Below are 17,538 nucleotides of genomic sequence, written 5' to 3'. Positions count from 1 at the left end.
CGCAATTACATCCCTTCGTACCAATGGGTCGTGACAGGCGGCTGGAACATAGCAGATTGCGTAGCGCGTTCTTACGATCTTGAAGCCATGCAGGTCGGCACTGTCGCCGCCGGTCGCATCGGCTCGGCAGTACTGCGGCGGTTGAAGCCATTCGATGTCGGCCTTCATTATTTCGACCGCCATCGTCTTTCGGAGTCGGTCGAACGAGACCTGAATGTGACGTATCACCCCAGCGTGGAAAGCATGGTCGAGGTTTGTGACGTCGTCACTATAAATTGCCCGTTGCACCCGGAGACCGAACATTTGTTCAATGACGCATTAATTGCCAAAATGAAGCGCGGCTCATACATCGTTAACACCGCGCGCGGCAAGATCTGCGATCGCGACGCTATTGTGCGTGCCCTCGAAAGCGGCCAATTGGCCGGCTATGCGGGCGATGTCTGGTTTCCTCAACCAGCACCGGTCGACCATCCATGGAGAAGTATGCCGCACCATGGCATGACGCCGCATATTTCTGGCACCAGTCTGACGGCGCAGACGCGTTATGCAGCTGGCGTGCGGGAGATTCTCGAATGCTGGTTCGACAATCGCCCGATCCGCGATGAATACCTAATCGTTAGCGCAGGGAAGCTCGCCGGCGCCGGGGCGCATTCATATAGCGCAGGCGACGCAACCAGCGGATCGGAAGAAGCCGTCCGCTTCAAGAAAGGCTGACGTTGCCCGCTTCCCGATGCGTTGGAGCTGGTCCTGGACCCGATCATGGACGACTGAAGCATTGCTTTGGTGTCGAGCTCGGGAGCCCAAACAGTTACTTCATTCGAGCGCTATCATTTGCCGAGGGCTTTTCGGCTTACCGTTCTCTCACCAAACCTCCAAGCCTCGAAGCAAAAGCGACCTCTATACAATCGACAGGCGATGCGACAGAACGCGTCGGCTCTTGTGTGGGAGTTTGAGTGGGCGCACGATCCATTGCCCGGGACGCCTCTGAACGATGGCGGCGGACTTTATGCCAACGCCAGGAGGCAACCATGAATACTGCGAATCTTCAGCTTGAGGGCCTTTACGTCGTCATTTCCGCCCTGCTTGTCGCTTTGCGCGAAAAGGGAGTTTTCGAGGAAGCTGAAATCGATCGGCTGTTGGCGGAAGCAGAATCTGCTCTGGTGGCGGATTCTAATCGGCCCGCCGAACTGCGGGGCGCGAATGTGGATGCGATCTGTTTCCCGGTGCGCTTTCTGAGACAGGCGTTACAAGCGTCATCCGAGGGCCGTAGCCAATCCTTTGCGCACCTCGCTTCACGGGTGGGACAAGTGAAACGAGAGCGCTGAGTGTTGAATAGGGTGTGTTTCGTGTGGGGACGCTCCCGTCGAATGCAAGGATTTTCTTTAGGCGCGAGCATGTGGTCGGGCGCTTTCGTGTGTCCGGCCTCATAATGCTGCGGGCCCATATGGCAAGTACGCAGATCGGATCCAAATCGGCTTGGCGCGCTCGTGGCGCTCTGAAACTTCTGGTTTTTCCGACCACGTCTTATTGACTGTACAAGTGGGCACTTGATCTGACCGACGGCATGAGCTGCCTGCCGGTCGGAGGGGCGGGCCATTCCATAATTTATCGGTCCCACATAGTCTGGCTCAAAGGCTCTGACGCCGGACATGCGCGACAATTCCCCTCGTCAAAGGCCGGCCTTGAGATTGCGATCGAGGTAGGTGGGGACGGTCGCCTCGATCGCCCGCGGCGCGACTCCAAGTCCTTCCAATGTGGCTTCGGCGGCTTTCGCTTCGTCTGAGACGATGTTGTCGCGGCGGAGCAATTCGACCTGGTCGGTCGTCATGGACAATAATTTCGGGAACAACCCAAAGGACAGCTTGCTCGCGAGTTGAGTGACACCGGCCATGAGCTTCCCGGTCTCGAAGCCGAGCGAGATGATATAGCGACGGCGCCTCGTAACATCACAGACATACTGAACCAGTTCGCGAAATGTCTTCACCTCGGGTCCACCCAGTTCGTAGGTTGCTCCAGGCGTCGCCTTTCCATCCAAGGCGAGAACTATCGCCTGCGCGATGTCGTCCACGAAAACAGGTTGGAATCGCGTGCTTGCGCCGACCAAAGGCAGGATCGGCATAAGGCGCGCCATCGCCGCGAAACGGTTGAAAAAATCGTCCTCCGGACCGAATACGATCGACGGCCGAAAGATAATGGCTTGCGGCACGAGTTCATGCACCGCCGCCTCACCCTCGGCCTTGCTGCGGGCGTAACCGGAAGGAGAGTTCTTACGTGCGCCGATCGCCGATATGTGAACGAAGCGCGTTATGCCTGCTTCTTTGACTGCTTCGGCGACGGCGCGCGCCCCCCGCGACTGAATATCGGCGAATGTCTGATCGTCACTTTCGGTCAGGATTCCGACGAGATTGACTGCGGCGTCGACGCCCTCGAGCGCGGCGGCGATTGTTTGCGCATGGCGCAAATTAGCCTGAATGAGCTCGATCTGGCCCGGCTCGCCGAACGACTGCAGCTGGACGGCGAGTTCGGGCCGACGGCATGCGACTCGGACGCGCCAGCCGTCGCAAATCAGCGCCCGCACGACATGTCGTCCGATAAAGCCGGATCCACCAAATATTGTCGCCAGTCCTTTTCGCATTTGATTATCGTTCGTTGTGAGCCTCGGATTAAGGAAGCAGGCGTCGCTTGAGAACAGAAGTTACTGCTCGAGGTGAGCTAGGCCCCCGTCCCGTCCGCGATGATGTCAGATAGGGGCACGACGGCGCGTGTCTCGTTTCAGACGAACAAATGACTTTTGCAAACGCATTCACGATAACAATCGGAATGGCCGCCCTGTAGTTGATTGGCCCGATTCTCCGTAGTGCGGAACTCGAAGCAGACATGTGCATTATGAATTGAGCCCGTGTTCGGCGGCGGGCAAACGGCTTCTGGGCAAGCGTTTGATCCAGCGAGCCAAACCGAGGCAGCGGATTGATGGCCAACTGCCATTCAGGATTTGCTGGTTTCGTCACAGACAGTCGAGTTCGAGCAAAAGGAGCTCGCCATGCAGCGGACTAAAATGATTTGGGCATTGCTGGCGATGGCCAGCATCGTCGGCGGCTTAAGTCTCGCCTACGCCCAACAGGATCCGCGCGGAGCGACCAGCTATTTGCCGGTGGACATCAAAGAATCCTTTGCATCGATCATGGAGCGAATGAAAGCGGCGAAACCTGACATCATGAAGAAGCATGCCGATCTTCTCAATGCGCGCTACGATCTCGGCAATCGGCCCGCCAAAGACGTGACGATGTCGCGCAGCAAACCCCTGCAGGAGGGCGTTCGCATCAAGCTGCCCTCCGGCGTGACTTGGGACCAGCTGGCGTCGATGAGTCCAGCGGAAATTCGCGACAAAAAACTCTTCCCTAAGGGATTCTTGCCGCTGCCGCATCCAAACCATCCTGAAGGCGGAATGCTCTTTCCAAAGTTCGAAATCAAGGAGGTCGTGAAGCAGGAAGGGCGCGACCTCACGCGCTTCGACCTGGATTTCGACATCCCCGATCACTTTCTGCCGGAATTTCCGCCGCCGATCTTTCTAACGACTCGTCCGGACCTCGGCGACGTTTCCCATGGCGAGCTGGTCACCATCGACAACTTTTACGAGCTCTTCAACGGCATCTTGAACCCGAAACAGATCGAAGGCATGCGTCTGTTGCTGACGCTGTTCGCACAGCAGCAGTTCAACCAGACCGAGGATCGCCGCTCGGAGAAACCGAGTCGTGGCGTTGCCTGCCTCGATTGCCATGCGAATGGCCACACCAACGGCGGAACGCATCTTGCCGGCGATGTCCGTCCGCAGGCCAATCGTCATCGAATCGATACGCCTACGCTTCGAGGCGTGAACATCCAGCGGCTCTTCGGCTCGCAACGCGTCATGAAATCGGTCGAGGACTTCACCGAATTCGAGCAGCGCGGCGCCTATTTCGACGGCGATCCGGTCATCGCCACGAAGAAAGGCGTCAACATCCTGGAGCGCGGCAGCCAGATCCACTTCATGGCGGAAATGCAGGAGCTGTTCGATGTCCCGCCGGCGCCTAAGCTGGACGTCCTCGGGAAACTCGATCCGGCGAAAGCGACGCCGGCCGAACTGCGCGGGCAGGAAATCTTCTTCGGCAAAGGGCAATGCTCGGCATGCCATGCGCCGCCCTTCTACACCGATAACACCATGCATAATCTGCAGGTGGAGCGCTTTTACAAGTCCGAGATGATCAACGGCATGCTGGCCACCGCCGACGGACCGATCAAGACATTTCCGTTGCGCGGCATAAAGGACTCGCCACCCTATTTCCACGACGGGCGGCTTTTGACCCTTGAGGATTCCGTCGAGTTCTTCAACCTGGTCATCGGAACCAAACTGACGGCGACGGAGAAACAAGACCTGGTGCAATTCCTCCGCGCGCTCTAACGCCTTTCCCGTCGCGAACCGGCGAATGGTTCGCGACGGGAACTCCAGCAACGTGAATTTTGCAACGGCGCTTGAATGACCGCATCACCAGGGAATGGACGCGAGCGGAAGGAATTTGGGTGCATGGCGGGAACGGTAGTCTCTGGGGCGTGCAAGAGTTTTGCTCTCTTTTTGTCGCCCCTCAGCTCTTCTTGATCGTCTTTGCGTTGATCGCGCTACGATTGATCCATCGTCGATTCACCTCCCACAGCGCCATGCCGACACCCAGCAGACCGACCGCGACCGCGTAGTCGCTCGCCGGCCGACCGGAAAGCACCGGAAGGGCGAGATCTCCGCATAAGAGCGCGCCCAGGAGCGGCGTCCCGGGAGGCGCGCGAAAATGCGTGTGTTCGACCTTGTCCCGGCGCAGCGCCAGACAGGCAATATTAACTCCGGTGAAGACGCACAGAAGGAGCAGCGCCGTGGTGCCGCCAAGCTTCTTCACTCCATCATCGCCGACGACGACGACCAGCGCCACAGCAAGCGCGGCGGTGAACAAGATTGATACCCAAGGCGTGCGCCGGGACGGATGCACCGCGGCGAACACAGGGGGCAGAATGCCTTCATTGGCCATGCCGTAGAGTAGCCGGCTGGCCATTAGCAGGTTGATCAGGGCCGAGTTGATCACGGCGAGCAAGCCGATGCCGGCGAAGAATTTTAGCGGGAAGGCAGGGGCTCCAATGGCGACGACCTTCAGCAGCGCATCTGACTTCGCGGCGGAAAGCGTCTCGGCGGGAACCAGCAGCGAAGCGGTGAGAGCGACCAGCGTATAGAGCACGGCCGCAGCGGCCAGTCCGGAAAGCAATGAGCGCGGGAAGATCCGCGCTCCGCCCTCGCATTCCTCGACCATGTTCACCGAATCCTCGAACCCGACCATGGCGAAAAACGCTAGCGAGGTGGCCGCGGTGATCGAAAGCAGAAGGCTCTGGTCTCCTGTATGGATCTCGAAGAGCCGGCTCGGCTCGCCTTGGCCAGCTTCGAGCGCGTAGCCGCCGATCGCAATGACAAGCAAGAGGCCAGAAACTTCAATGGCGGTAAGCACCATATTGACCTTCACCGATTCGGCCACCCCTCGGAAGTTGATCAGGCCTAGGGCAACGAGAAATCCGACCGCCGCCGGCATGACCGGCCATTGGACAAAGGGCTGGAGATAAGCGCCGAAAGCGCGGGCCGCCGCCGCAGCTGACGTAATGCCCGAACTCATCACGGCAAAAGCGACCAAGAAGGTGAGGAAAGGAATATGAAACGCCCGCTGGACGTATAACGCTGCGCCGGCAGCGCGGGGATATTTGCCGACCAATTCGAGATAGCTGAACGCGGTGAGGAACGCGACTGCGAACGCCGCTAGGAACGGCAGCCAAAGCGCGCCGCCGATCTGCTCGGCCACGCTGCCCATGAGCGCATATATGCCGGTGCCGACGACGTCGCCGATAACGAAGAAGAACAGCAACTTTGGACCGATCGCCGGTTTTAGCGTTGGCTGAATCGCGTGCGAGCGCCGACTAGTTTCATTCAACATAATGATGAATCAGCATCTAAGGCTTGAGACAATCGTCGACTAACAACCGCATTATCGACGCCGTGTTTGAGCCTGCAAATCTTGTTCGTCATCGCGGGTCTCACCTGTCGATTTCGCCAAAGACAATGTCGAGCGAGCCGACGATGGCGGACACATCCGCCAGCATGTGATCGCGCATCAAATAGTCTGCCGCTGCGAGATGCGCGAACGATGGCGCTCTGATCTTGCACCTGTATGGCTTGTTTGAGCCGTCGGAGACGAGATAGACGCCGAACTCTCCCTTCGGCGCTTCGACCGCCGCATAGACTTCGCCAGCCGGCACATGAAAGCCTTCCGTGTAGAGCTTGAACTGCTCGATCATCGCCTCCATTGAGCGCTTCATTTCGGAACGCTTCGGCGGCGTTACTTTGTGGTCGTTCACCGCGATTGGCCCGTGACCTGCGCTCGAAGCGAGTTTGTCGAGGCATTGCTTCATGATGTAGGTCGACTGTCGCATTTCCTCCATTCGCACGCAGTAACGGTCGTAACAATCGCCGTGCTTGCTGATCGGAATGCCGAAATCGAATTCAGGATAGCATTCGTAAGGTTGCGCCTTGCGCAGATCCCACGCTGCGCCGCAGCTCCTGACGAACACGCCGGAAACGCCCAAGCGCCATGCCGCGTCGAGCGTTACGACGCCAATGTCAACATTGCGCTGCTTAAAGATGCGATTATCAGTAAGTAGACCTTCGAGATCGTCGCAGACTTTCAAGAATGGATCACAGAAGGCATAAATGTCATCAAGAAGCTTGCCGGGGAGATCCTGATGCACGCCCCCAATGCGGAAGTAATTGGCGTGCATGCGCGCCCCGGAGGCGCGCTCGTAGAACACCATCAATTTCTCACGCTCTTCGAAACCCCACAAGTTGGGCGTGAGCGCGCCGATGTCTGAAGCTTGCGTGGTTATATTAAGCAGATGAGAAAGAAGCCGACCGATCTCACAAAAGAGCACGCGAATGAGCTGCGCTCGTTTCGGAAGCTCGAGTCCGAGCAGTCTTTCGGCAGCGAGACAAAAGGCGTGCTCTTGATTCATCGGTGCGACATAATCCAAGCGATCGAAATAGGGCAGCGCTTGTAAGTAGGTCTTGTTCTCGATCAGCTTTTCGGTTCCCCGATGCAGAAAGCCGACATGTGGATCGACCCGCGTCACCACTTCTCCGTCCAGCTCGAGTATGAGCCGCAATACGCCATGCGCCGCTGGGTGCGCGGGCCCGAAGTTCACGGTGAAGTCGCGTCCCGAAGTAAGGAACATGGCTGCCTCAGAATTTCTGGGGAGCAACGCTGCTTAGAGGCGTGTGTTCCACGTCAATTGCGCCAATCCGGTAGAAGAAACTGAATCCGCTGTCGCGCACGGCCTGCGTGCTTAGATCGCCCAAAGAACAATTTGGTGCTTTCTGCCTAACTGCTGCGCTGTCTTGATCGGCGCCGCGCTCTATCTGGGGGCTCTGACGAATGTTCCGGGGGAACGTCCTTGGCCAAGGCTTCGGCTTTAAAGTCATCGAAAAGAAGTTCGCTCGCCAAGAAACTGATCGATCTGCACCGTATCGACGGCGGCGAGGAAATCGGCGCGCCGCTCGCATTGCACATTGACCAGACGCTTACGCAAGATGCCACGGGCACGCTCGCCATGCTTTCGCTTGAGGCGATGCGCCTTGATCGCGTGAAAACGGAGGTCAGCGTCCAATATGTCGATCACAATCTGCTACAAGTCGACAATCTCAACGCTGAAGATCACCTCTTCCTGGAAAGCGCCTGCCGACGATTTGGGCTTTGGTATTCGCGGCCCGGCAACGGCATCAGCCACGTCGTGCATATGGAGCGCTTCGGTCAGCCAGGGAAATCCCTGCTCGGCTCCGATAGCCATACGCCGGCGGCCGGTTCGCTTGGCATGCTGGCGATTGGCGCTGGCGGCCTCGATGTAGCGCTGGCCATGGCGGGAGAGCCCTATGTGACTGAGACGCCCGCGATATTCGGCGTCGAGCTCAATGGCGCCTTACCGGCCTGGGTGAGCGCCAAGGACGTCATACTCGAAATGCTGCGTCGTCACGGCGTCGCTGGCGGCGTGGGAAAAATAATTGAGTATTATGGAAGCGGCCTTGCTGGCCTTACCGCGATGGACCGCCACGTTATCGCCAATATGGGCGCGGAACTCGGCGCGACGACATCGATTTTTCCTTCCGACGAAGCAACGCGCGCGTTCATGGCCGCGCGCGGGCGCGAAGCGCAATGGCGAGCCCTCGCTGCAGATGAAGGCTGTGAGTATGATGTCCACGACAGCATCAACCTGTCGGCGCTCGAGCCGCGGATCGCTCTGCCTTCCAGCCCCGGCAAGGTCGTTTCCGTCACCGAGGTTGAAGGCCGGGAGATTGCCCAAGCCTATATCGGTTCTTCCGCTAATCCGGGTTGGCGGGATTTCGCTATATGCGCCGAAATGGTTCGAGGCAGGACAATTCCGCCAACTGTTTCCTTCGACGTGAATCCAACGTCGCGAGAAGTGTTGCAGATGCTGCTCGACGATCGTCGACTTGCAGCACTCCTTGGCGCCGGCGCTCGCATTCATCAAACGGGATGCAATGGCTGCATCGGCATGGGCCAGGCCCCGGCGATCGGCCGCAATTCCTTGCGCACGACGCCGCGCAATTTCCCGGGGCGGTCCGGAACGAAGGAAGATTCGGTCTTTCTCTGTTCACCAGAAACCGCAACCGCTTCGGCCCTCGCGGGCTCCATCGCTGACCCGCGCAAGATCGGCATTCCTTATCCGGAAATGGTTGAGCCCGCGCCAAGGTCCAAATTGTCGCTGATTGAGCCGCCCCCGCCGCCAGCGGAAGCGAAGCGCGTTCATTTGGAAAAGAGCGCCAATATTCATTCGTTGCCGGACTTCGATCCTCTCCCTGACAAGGTCGAGTTAGTGATCTTACTGAAGATGGGCGATGACGTGTCAACCGACGAAATTCTTCCCGCAGGAGCCAAGGTGTTGCCTTTCCGCTCAAATCTGCAGCGCATCTCAGATTTCGCGTTCGAACCGATTGATCCGGACTATTCACGTCGCGCCCGCGCGCTTGGCGCCAAACTCGGGCACGCCGTTATCGGCGGCGAGAATTATGGTCAGGGATCATCGCGCGAACACGCCGCCGCGGCGCCGCGCTATCTCGGCCTGCGCGTGGTGATCGCTAAGAGTTTCGCGCGCATTCACCGCCAAAATCTCATTAATTACGGCATTCTCCCGCTGCTCTTCGCACACAATGACGCTTATGACCGCCTGCAAATTGGCGATAAGTTGAACTGTGAGGACTTGCGCAGCAAGCTCGCGAACGGGAAGGCTATAATCTTCGCGAGCTGCAACGGAGACATCGAAACGGCACACCATCTCACGCCCAAGGAAATTTCTGTCATTATCGATGGCGGCGTGATTGCGCATCGACGCCGCCTTGGCCATATGCACGAGGCGTCTGAGAGGCGCTCGGCCTAGCAGAAGATCTATGGAACACGCGCGCCAACCGCTGCAGCTACCCTGCTACGTCGGCGAGCATGGCGTTGAACTGAGAAGCCGCAACAGGGCGTCGAGGATCGGTCGCTGAGCCTCCGTGATTTTGCGCGCGGCGTTTTCGGCATCGAACCATTCCGCGCGGTCCGCTTCTGGGAAATCTTCAAGACGAGCAGACTTCGGCGGCCACTCCATTCGGAATGTATTGCTCTTAAAGGAGTCCAGATCGAAATCTCCTTCGAGCGCCCATACGGTCAGGCGCTTGCCGCTCGGCTGGCGAAACTCGCCGAGCTCAATGAAAACGCCTTGGGGCGTCGTCCCGGTTTCCTCCAGAAATTCGCGCTTGGCGGCCGACAGCGGCTCCTCGCCCTTGTCAAACAGTCCTTTCGGAATCGACCAGGCGCCTTCGTCCTTACGCCGCCAATAGGGGCCGCCGGGATGGATCAGGAGAACCTGCGGCGAGCCATGGATTCGGCGAAACAACAGAATCCCCGCGCTCCGCTTGATCATTTCAATCTTCGTACTCCCCTGTTTCAAATCTCCAAGAGAACACGTTTGGCAGGTGCCCCCTTCACGCATGTGGCCGCTTCGGGCGGCCTAACTGCTGGGCCACTCTCGGGAATCCATGTTGCCGATAATTTCATCGTACGGCCGCAGCAGCGAAGTGACACGCCGCCAGGAATCAGGGTTCGGAACGGCCTTCAGGCATTATGTGCCATAAGCCGCGTCGCCATGACGACCTTTTGCGGGGAGCCCATCCATGAGCGGCGCGGCTTGCGGCGCGTCGCCCGCCTGGCCCGCGGTGAGACGGAAGCGAACCGGACAGCCCAAACTGCAGAGGGCTACCTGATTTGACTGCAGCGCCTGCGTTGGCGTGCGCGGCGCGCTTGGTCTCGCTCTGGCGCTCTCGCTCCCATCGACGCTTCCCTTGCGTGACGAGATCGTGGTTGTGACCTTCGCCGTTGTCGGCTTTTCGATCGTCGTGCAGGGGCTCACCATACCGTTGCTGCTGCGCCGGACTGGGATTCCTCTAACAATAAGTGAGCGTGGACCGACAGAAAGCGTTCGCCCCGGCGTTGCGACGTGAGGCAATTCAGTGTCCAGACCACAAAGGAATCCCGATGACCGCGATGGCCGTGGCGGCGATTAAGACCCTAGCCGAAGCTGGCGCGCAGTCGCCGAAACGGGAGATGATCGCACTGGCCAAGACTGGCGCTAGGGCGTTCATCAGCAGAATGTGCGAAGGCATATGAGCGGCGCGCGGACCGAGCGGCAACGCGATCAGCGGGAGTCCGAGCGCGAAATACGCCAGCGCAGCGCCGGCTGCGAGCAGCCCGTGTCGAATTTGGATGCTCGACGCCAACTTCGTAACTCTGGACCGCGGCGTTGTCATCCCGATGCTCGGCGCGCTCGCTCTCTTCACGCATTCCTCCATCGGCCAATACGAACGCCGAAGAATAATGGAAGCCGAGTCAATATATTTGGCGGAAATCCATAGGGTCCAGCCACCGGTAGGATTACAACGCCGCGCGTCACGTTGCACGCAAGCGCAAGGAGAGGCCGCCCAATCTGTCTCAATGGCCCTGACGCCGGACACAGCGTAATGAACGCCGCAATCGCCAATTCATTGCTGCGGCGCATCGATGGCGCGCAACAATCCGCCTCCCATCCGAATTGCGCGCGCTGGCCCCATCAATTCGTTGTGCAAAATGCCTCGAAAGGTGCAAACTGACGGCCCGGAGGCCGACATTCTTAAGGAGGTCGCAATGGTAAATTTTGGCATCTTGGCGACGCTGGAGGCGAAGATTGGCAAGGAGCACGAGGTTGCAACATTCCTGAAATCGGCGCTGCCCCTCGTGGAAGCAGAGCCGGGCACGGTGTCGTGGTTCGCGATCCGAATGTCGTCCAGCACCTTCGGCATCTTTGATGTCTTCCATGACGAAGCCGGCAGAGACGCTCATCTTGCTGGGGAGGTCGCAAAAGCGCTCATGGCGAAGGTGCCGGAGCTATTCTCACAGCCGCCGAAAATTGAGAAAGTTGACGTGCTGGCGTCAAAGCTGGGCTGATCGCGTAAAACGCCCCCACGTTGCATCCGAGCGGGTAGTTCGCGGCTTTGCTTATTACAGCTGAAGGTCTTTTGCTTCGCATCATCGACGAACAGAGCGTGCGCACGGTTCAGCCTCGGACGTGCGTCGCCCTAGCGCGGAATGGGGATGCGCAGAAGTCCTAGAGATCGCCCGAGAGCTCTCGTATGCAGCGGGGTCGCTACGTTGGCGCTCGTCGAAGTCAACAGGAGTGGTTCAGCAGTTGCCGACGATCACGATTCAAGAGAGTGAGCTGCTGAAGCCGACATATGCGCGACGCGGGTTTCTTCCCGAAACCGATCCGCTCGCCGCATTTCCGTCGGGTTCGCCCTATGCCGCGCTCGACGAAATTGGGCGCGATCTAACCAGCCTCCTTTATGACAAAGGATTCCGAACCTATGCACGCGCCTTGCGCATTCCGAAGTGGGAAGAACCCATCTCGGAGATGACTCTTCCGCAGCTTCGCCTTTATTACGTGCGGGTCGGGTTTCTGGCCTCTGCCTATGTCAATCAAGTCGGTCAAGAGCCGGCTACGTCTCTTCCCCGCAACCTTGCCGAACCGCTTACTAACGCGGCGAAACGGCTCAGACGCCCGCCGATCCTCAGTTACGATGGCTATGCGCTGTACAATTGGAAACGCTTCCGCAAGGATGGGCCGATCGCGCTCGGGAACATCGACACGATCCAGAACTTCGTCCATTTGTACGACGAGCACTGGTTCATCCTGGTGCATGTCGAGATCGAGGCTATAGCAGCAGACATTCTAAGAGCGATCGCGACGATCAAGCGCAGGCTGATGGATGATAATGCCGCTGATCTTAGCGCTGACCTTTGGCGCATCGAAAAGGCCATGCGACGACAGTTAGCGGTGCTCAAACGCATTCCTGAGCACATGGATTCCAAGCTTTATTACAAGACCTTCCGGCCTTACATCCGCTTTTTCGAGAATGTGACTTACGAAGGCGCTGACCAGCCCCCCGCGCATTTTCGCGGCGAGACAGGCGCGCAAAGCAGCATCATGCCGACGCTCGTCGCCTTTATGAAAATTCCCCACCAGCGGTCCGTACTCACGGATCATCTCGTCGATATGCGCAGATACATGCCAGCCAAGCATCGGGCGCTAATCGAGGAGGTCGAGGCTATGCCCGATATCCGCAGTTCCATGCATAAGGAGGCCTACAATGCTGTCTTGGAGGCGATGGCGGCCTTCCGGCGGGTCCATTACAGTTGGGCTGAGGAATACATCAATCGTTGGACTGATGACCCGCGCGGAACGGGCGGCACTCCTTATATGCAGTGGCTACGACAGATGCTGGACGAAACCGAGGCGCACTCTCTTTGAGCAGTGGGCCACGTGCACGGCAAGATGGTCTTGTAGATATCTGATCACGCGCCACCGCGCACGCTCGCCTGATTTGATTGCCCATGGAGCGAATTGTTGGAACCGGAATGTGATGCGGCTTTTCCGAGCATCTCGTTGTTGGGCAATGCTGTCCAGCGCGCTTTCACAGCGTCCGCACGATTTCCTTGAAACGGTTCCACTCGGTCGCCGGCCAAACTTCGGTCTGGGCGTGGCCAAAGGTCCGGATCAACATCGAAACTTTGCTTGCCGTCTCGATGTCGTTTGCGCGGAAGACGTCCAGGTAATCATAAGGCCCAAGAATGGCGTAGTTGCCGACCCATTCGACATCGGGGCATTCTTTGCGCACACGCTCCATCGCCTTACGCTCCAATTGCTCGAGCGCCTGCGGCGATCGCACGGCCTCGGGGCTGAGGCGCGTCAACATGATAAACGTCGACATGGGGATATTTCCTCTTGATTGGCGAAATCAGTATCATCGTGCTGGCGCTTCCTCGGCAATTCGGACGAGCGCCACCATGTTGACGCCGCTACAGGCCAGCGCCAGTCCGCCATCGGGCGTCGGTGTCATATTGCGGATGACGCCGCCGCCCGAAGGGACGGGCCACCTCTTGAACGTTTCGGTTTTCGGATCGAATCGCACCAGCATGTTCGGCGTAGCCGCCGACTCGGCGTACCAGATGATATCGTCGACCGCCGTAATCGCGTAAGGTCCGGATTCCCCGCCGCCAGGCGACGGCCATTCGGCAACCTTGCCGGTTGCGGAGTCCAATCTGCCGATATAGCCCCTAGGGTAATCCGAATACCAAATGAGATCGTCGCTGGTCACCGCGATCCGCCGAGGCCTCGCCTGCGAATTTGGCAAGACAAATTCCGTGATCCGCATCGTCTCTGGATCGACACGTCCGATCCTGTTCGAGCCGAATTCGGCGAAGAACGGCGCGCCCTTGGAATTCACCGCCAAGCCATAGGGAAGCGAATCTGCGGTCGGTGACGATACAAGCTTGATCTCGCCCGACACCGGAGCGAGACGCCCGATCATATTTCCGCCGATGACGGTGAACCACAACGTTCCCTTCTGATCGAAGACCGGCGTGTGCGGGTCGCGGGCCTTTGGATCGGGAAGCGGAAATTCTCGGATGTCACCGGTTGTGGGATCGAGTTTGCCGACGTAACCTTTGAAACTCGCCGTGAACCAGATATTGCCGCTGGCGTCGGAGACGAGCCCGTGCGGACCCGAGTTCGTGGTTTTCAGACGGAATTCGCGAAACTGCCCGGTCTTAGGATCAAGACGGCCGAGCAGGTTGGCCATCTGTCCGGTGTACCAGATCGCTCCATCGCTCGTTGCGAGAGGATCGTGGGGGTGCGAGCCAGGCGTCGGCACGCGCCATTCCTTGAAGGCTACATGGATGTCTCGAACAACGACGCCTGCGATCGAAGCGTCGCTTTGGAAGCTATTTCCAATCGGCGAAACAACGCTCATTGCGACCGCGAGGGTCAGCAAAACTCGCTCTTTGCGGAACATCAGCGTCTTCTTCTTCTCGAGGCATGTCGAGAATTAGAGCCGAATGTTCCCCTTTCAATCTTGCTGGACTACGACAGCGCCTATGCTGAATTCGCTTCGACTTGCGATTTCGTCTTTCTTCGAGTCGGCTTTCCCCGCCACTTATTGGTGATGGCGATCTTGCTCATTCTCTGAGGATTTTCTGATCTCGCTCTCCATCGCCCGGAATTGCTCGGCGGACAGTCGAGGCAGGCGCCGAACGAAGGCCACAATATTCCATATTTGCTCATCCTGATGCGTAGGCCCGAATGCGGGCATTGCGGTCATTTTGACGCCATTCTTGATGATCCAAAACAGTTCTGCGCTGCTCCATCGCTCTGAAGCTTCGGCGAGATTCGGAGGCTCGGGTTGCAGGCCTTTGCTAATGTAACTGCGCTCTTTCCCCGGTGCGCTGTGGCAAATGACGCACATGGCGTCATAGTCTTTAAATCCCTTTCTCGCCTGATCCTCGCTCCAGGTTTCCGGCGACTCGTTTCCCGCATGGACGCGCACAGAATTACGCATGGTCCAACTGAAAATGGCGCGCCCCAATGGCGTGTGAGGCGCGGTTGCGGCGACGTCGTAAACGCCGCTGACGATGACGAGAAAAGCGCCGACCGCGCTGACGATGAACGCTGTCACGAAACCAGCGAGAAACTTCATGGCGTACCTTCCCCGACAGCCATTTTTCAAGTGGCATAGCGTACAAATCTAGCGACTGAAGTCGCAGAATCTACGAGGATGCGATTGATAGCGAAGCTAGAACTCGAATATCCGTGCATAGAAATGACAGTGCTGCTTCGATATCGCCTACTTCCAGCGCGACATGATTGAAGCCCACGGCGCGGGCTCGCGCAGTCCCAGGCATAGGGGCCTCCTTCTTTTTAGAGTGTCGAGGGTTAGATGACGCCGCTGAAATACGATTCCATCCTCGGCTCGGCGCAACCCAAGAGCGCGATCGCGAAGCGGCCGCGCCGGCGAAACCAGTCCAGCTTTGCGGTAGTCGCGAACGAGGCGAAATTGTTCGCTGGACGGCGGCGGCCGTCACATGCTGAGCCGTGACCAGATCGAGATCAGTCGTCGAGCTTGTGGCGCGTCTATTTCAAAGAAAGTCATGAATTCGACGTCAGACAGGGTGGAAGGAAAGCGCGAGGCGAACGTCGTTGCGGGGCGAATAGCGAAATCATGGCCGTCACTGTTACAAGGCAGCCGCTGGAAAAGGGACCGAACCAACTCGAAGCACGTCGGGATCTGGAGCTTTTTGACGAACGGTCCGCAGACAAGCTGTTTATCTCGGTCGAACGTGTAACGGAGGGAACGGCGAACATGCAATTCTCGATCTTACATTCATCAACCAAGCGCCCGGGCTACGCGCTTGCGCCGGAAATCGCGCAGTGCGGGAGGGGGGCGGGGCAGGGCGACAGGGATAGGCCGTTGCGAGGCCGTTAGAGCCCCAAGAAGCCGAGGAGTCCCTTTCTCTTTTGTAGGCGCTGAGCCTCGGCGGCTTGCCGGCGGACGGTATCGCGCATTTCTATGAGCTGCTCGTCGGGGATTGAAAAGTCGATCGCCGCCAAACCCAAATTCCTGCTCGCCTCTTTCAGTTTTTCCTGCGCGTAGTCGGCCAGCGTCTTGTTCGCCATGTCGCTCCCCACGAAATTTCGCCGATGTTGTCCTAAACGTTGTCCAGCAGCGGCGGCTGTCGAGAAACTCGCCGACCGAAACCAACGCAACTACTTGAGTTTAATGGCTCCACTGCGTCGACAACTGAGAAATATGAATTTGCTATCACCCCCAATAATGCGCTGTGCCGCAGGCTTCCATTCCAACTAGGCAAGGCTCGATCCTGGCGAAAAAGTCCAGAACTTCTCTGCGGCGTAGAGTCCGACGAACAACCGCTTTGCCCTCTGACGCTATCCCGTGAACTTGAAAGACGTTCTTCGCCAGGTCCAATCCAATCGTCGCGAGCTGCATGAGCGATAATCCTTTGTTGCGTGGCGCTCAATCATATCCGCCGCAGCTCCGTAGATTCGAGGGCTGCAAGCGGGGCGTCCACATCATCAGCTCCGCCGATCGCCTGTTGCTCACCCCACGCCCGCGGGCGTATCAACCGCAGGGACTCAACTCGCCGCTGGATGAAACTTCGGGGGCAGGTCATCGTTTACTAGGATCGTTGTTAACGATGACGACCCACACCTGCTCGGTCTCATCGTTTCCCGCGCCCCTTCCTCAGCCGCACGCCCCGCTTATCGCCGTTCTCTTCGATGAACTCGACGCCGACGCAAAGCTGACTATGGTTGGCTTACATCCCGGACGGGGCGCTTTTCCGGAGGGTAATGACCGCCTGGATCATCAACCCACACAACCGTGATACCGGCGCGTTCGGCATATGCGAGCGCTTGGAGGAAGGCGTCGGTGGGAGGCAGGCGCTCAGGGAAGGCGGTGGGATCTGGGTTCTGGCCAAACACATTGACGTTGACGTAGGCGAACACGGCGGGATCGGCAGTCGCATCTCGGCGAACATGGACCTCCACCACGGGGCCGTTCGGCAGAGCGCTGCGGTGTTCAATAATCCGCGTCATTTGCCTGCGTCCTGTTTCAGCCCCAGGCCCACCAATGAAAATTACCCCGGCGGCTTCGAGAGCGACTTGGATAGACGCCACCGCTCCAGCGGAAAGCTTTCGACGCTCACCCTCAAAATCTTCAATCATCGACATGCGCAAGCCCGCCATTTCGGCCAATTCTTCTTGCGTGATTCCTAAAAGGCTGCGAGCGGTGCGAGATTGTGTGGGGGTCATTGATCCTGTCTCTCCTCAATCTAACCCCAAGCCTTTGCCCCATCACCGTCGCGACGCCACCCGCCCACGGCTCGCTTCCGTTCCCAGGCTTTTCAACTTTCCTCAACTTCACGCAGGGCTCGTCGTCATTGGAGAAGATCACGCCGGCCACCTCGACCTCGCCGAACGGCTAATGTCCGAGGATTTGCGGCGACAACTCTGAGCCAGCTATCGCGGCCTTCCTATCGCCGAATTGCT

The 17,538-nt window shown here is 58.3% G+C and carries 16 protein-coding genes and 2 pseudogenes; 7 read left to right on the top strand and 11 right to left on the bottom strand.

The window, feature by feature from the left end; all coding sequences use genetic code 11:
* Together IYW40_RS01505 and IYW40_RS01500 are read left to right on the top strand one after the other, a co-directional pair.
* Positions 1 to 714, top strand: a 714-nt coding sequence (locus IYW40_RS01505) for an NAD-dependent formate dehydrogenase (RefSeq protein WP_196399144.1), incomplete at its 5' end; no start/stop codon positions are given.
* Positions 715 to 1,028: 314 nt separating this feature from the next.
* A complete protein-coding gene (locus IYW40_RS01500) occupies positions 1,029 to 1,325 on the top strand; it encodes a hypothetical protein (RefSeq protein WP_175095452.1) in 297 nt (98 codons plus the stop codon).
* Between the two features lie 344 nt (positions 1,326 to 1,669).
* Here the strand turns inward: IYW40_RS01500 and IYW40_RS01495 are convergent, their stop codons facing one another.
* Entirely contained in the window at positions 1,670 to 2,635 is a 966-nt protein-coding gene (locus IYW40_RS01495; protein WP_196399143.1) for a complex I NDUFA9 subunit family protein, read from the bottom strand.
* A gap of 405 nt (positions 2,636 to 3,040) precedes the next feature.
* On the opposite strand from IYW40_RS01495, the gene IYW40_RS01490 reads away from it, so the two are divergent.
* A complete protein-coding gene (locus IYW40_RS01490; RefSeq protein ID WP_196399142.1) occupies positions 3,041 to 4,438 on the top strand; it encodes a cytochrome B6 in 1,398 nt (465 codons plus the stop codon).
* A gap of 181 nt (positions 4,439 to 4,619) precedes the next feature.
* Here IYW40_RS01490 and IYW40_RS01485 read toward each other — a convergent pair whose 3' ends face one another.
* Positions 4,620 to 5,996, bottom strand: a complete 1,377-nt coding sequence (locus tag IYW40_RS01485; protein WP_196399141.1) for an APC family permease — start codon at positions 5,994 to 5,996, stop codon at positions 4,620 to 4,622.
* A 100-nt stretch (positions 5,997 to 6,096) separates the two neighbouring features.
* Positions 6,097 to 7,287, bottom strand: a complete 1,191-nt coding sequence (locus IYW40_RS01480; RefSeq protein WP_196399140.1) for an NADH-quinone oxidoreductase subunit D — start codon at positions 7,285 to 7,287, stop codon at positions 6,097 to 6,099.
* 219 nt (positions 7,288 to 7,506) lie between these two features.
* On the opposite strand from IYW40_RS01480, the gene IYW40_RS01475 reads away from it, so the two are divergent.
* Positions 7,507 to 9,504 carry an aconitate hydratase gene (locus IYW40_RS01475; RefSeq protein WP_196399139.1) on the top strand — a complete coding sequence of 666 codons (1,998 nt, stop codon included), beginning with the start codon at positions 7,507 to 7,509 and terminating at the stop codon, positions 9,502 to 9,504.
* Positions 9,505 to 9,549: 45 nt separating this feature from the next.
* Here the strand turns inward: IYW40_RS01475 and IYW40_RS01470 are convergent, their stop codons facing one another.
* A complete protein-coding gene (locus IYW40_RS01470; protein WP_196399138.1) occupies positions 9,550 to 10,029 on the bottom strand; it encodes an NUDIX domain-containing protein in 480 nt (159 codons plus the stop codon).
* 234 nt (positions 10,030 to 10,263) lie between these two features.
* Positions 10,264 to 10,365 (bottom strand): annotated as a pseudogene (locus IYW40_RS01465) (IS5/IS1182 family transposase); the annotation flags it as partial.
* Between the two features lie 28 nt (positions 10,366 to 10,393).
* On the opposite strand from IYW40_RS01465, the gene IYW40_RS01460 reads away from it, so the two are divergent.
* The 3 genes from IYW40_RS01460 to IYW40_RS01450 all read left to right on the top strand — a co-directional run bounded on the left by IYW40_RS01460 (position 10,394) and on the right by IYW40_RS01450 (position 12,945).
* Positions 10,394 to 10,606 carry a hypothetical protein gene (locus IYW40_RS01460; RefSeq protein WP_246720582.1) on the top strand — a complete coding sequence of 71 codons (213 nt, stop codon included), beginning with the start codon at positions 10,394 to 10,396 and terminating at the stop codon, positions 10,604 to 10,606.
* Positions 10,607 to 11,285: 679 nt separating this feature from the next.
* A complete protein-coding gene (locus tag IYW40_RS01455) occupies positions 11,286 to 11,585 on the top strand; it encodes an antibiotic biosynthesis monooxygenase (RefSeq protein WP_175095965.1) in 300 nt (99 codons plus the stop codon).
* 241 nt (positions 11,586 to 11,826) lie between these two features.
* Positions 11,827 to 12,945, top strand: coding sequence for a hypothetical protein (locus tag IYW40_RS01450; RefSeq protein WP_210327159.1), 1,119 nt, complete (start codon positions 11,827 to 11,829; stop codon positions 12,943 to 12,945).
* A 163-nt stretch (positions 12,946 to 13,108) separates the two neighbouring features.
* Here the strand turns inward: IYW40_RS01450 and IYW40_RS01445 are convergent, their stop codons facing one another.
* From IYW40_RS01445 to IYW40_RS01425, 6 genes and pseudogenes are all read right to left on the bottom strand, one after another.
* Entirely contained in the window at positions 13,109 to 13,405 is a 297-nt protein-coding gene (locus IYW40_RS01445) for a GYD domain-containing protein (RefSeq protein WP_196399137.1), read from the bottom strand.
* Positions 13,406 to 13,438: 33 nt separating this feature from the next.
* On the bottom strand, positions 13,439 to 14,446 hold the full coding sequence (locus IYW40_RS01440; RefSeq protein ID WP_196399136.1) for a lyase: 1,008 nt from the start codon (positions 14,444 to 14,446) through the stop codon (positions 13,439 to 13,441).
* A 183-nt stretch (positions 14,447 to 14,629) separates the two neighbouring features.
* Entirely contained in the window at positions 14,630 to 15,169 is a 540-nt protein-coding gene (locus tag IYW40_RS01435; RefSeq protein WP_196399135.1) for a cytochrome c, read from the bottom strand.
* Positions 15,170 to 15,951: 782 nt separating this feature from the next.
* Positions 15,952 to 16,146 (bottom strand): hypothetical protein, encoded by a 195-nt coding sequence (locus IYW40_RS01430; RefSeq protein ID WP_196399134.1) that lies wholly within the window; start codon positions 16,144 to 16,146, stop codon positions 15,952 to 15,954.
* Positions 16,147 to 16,297: 151 nt separating this feature from the next.
* Positions 16,298 to 16,477, bottom strand: a pseudogene (locus IYW40_RS21540) (IS110 family transposase); the annotation flags it as partial.
* 317 nt (positions 16,478 to 16,794) lie between these two features.
* Positions 16,795 to 17,301 (bottom strand): helix-turn-helix transcriptional regulator, encoded by a 507-nt coding sequence (locus tag IYW40_RS01425; RefSeq protein WP_196399133.1) that lies wholly within the window; start codon positions 17,299 to 17,301, stop codon positions 16,795 to 16,797.
* Positions 17,302 to 17,538 lie beyond the last annotated feature (237 nt).

This window comes from Methylocystis sp. H4A (genome assembly GCF_015709545.1).
GTDB classification, from domain to species: Bacteria; Pseudomonadota; Alphaproteobacteria; order Rhizobiales; family Beijerinckiaceae; genus Methylocystis; species Methylocystis silviterrae.
Note: the sequence above shows the minus strand (reverse complement) of the source record. Positions and strands in the feature narration are given on the sequence as shown.

Coding starts and splice junctions, on each gene's coding strand:
- IYW40_RS01495 (WP_196399143.1), bottom strand. CDS start 2,635: ATGCGAAAAGGACTGGCGACAATATTTGGTGGATCCGGCTTTATCGGA.
- IYW40_RS01445 (WP_196399137.1), bottom strand. CDS start 13,405: ATGTCGACGTTTATCATGTTGACGCGCCTCAGCCCCGAGGCCGTGCGA.
- IYW40_RS01430 (WP_196399134.1), bottom strand. CDS start 16,146: ATGGCGAACAAGACGCTGGCCGACTACGCGCAGGAAAAACTGAAAGAG.
- IYW40_RS01455 (WP_175095965.1), top strand. CDS start 11,286: ATGGTAAATTTTGGCATCTTGGCGACGCTGGAGGCGAAGATTGGCAAG.
- IYW40_RS01425 (WP_196399133.1), bottom strand. CDS start 17,301: ATGACCCCCACACAATCTCGCACCGCTCGCAGCCTTTTAGGAATCACG.
- IYW40_RS01435 (WP_196399135.1), bottom strand. CDS start 15,169: ATGAAGTTTCTCGCTGGTTTCGTGACAGCGTTCATCGTCAGCGCGGTC.
- IYW40_RS01485 (WP_196399141.1), bottom strand. CDS start 5,996: ATGTTGAATGAAACTAGTCGGCGCTCGCACGCGATTCAGCCAACGCTA.
- IYW40_RS01470 (WP_196399138.1), bottom strand. CDS start 10,029: ATGATCAAGCGGAGCGCGGGGATTCTGTTGTTTCGCCGAATCCATGGC.
- IYW40_RS01440 (WP_196399136.1), bottom strand. CDS start 14,446: ATGAGCGTTGTTTCGCCGATTGGAAATAGCTTCCAAAGCGACGCTTCG.
- IYW40_RS01490 (WP_196399142.1), top strand. CDS start 3,041: ATGCAGCGGACTAAAATGATTTGGGCATTGCTGGCGATGGCCAGCATC.
- IYW40_RS01500 (WP_175095452.1), top strand. CDS start 1,029: ATGAATACTGCGAATCTTCAGCTTGAGGGCCTTTACGTCGTCATTTCC.
- IYW40_RS01480 (WP_196399140.1), bottom strand. CDS start 7,287: ATGTTCCTTACTTCGGGACGCGACTTCACCGTGAACTTCGGGCCCGCG.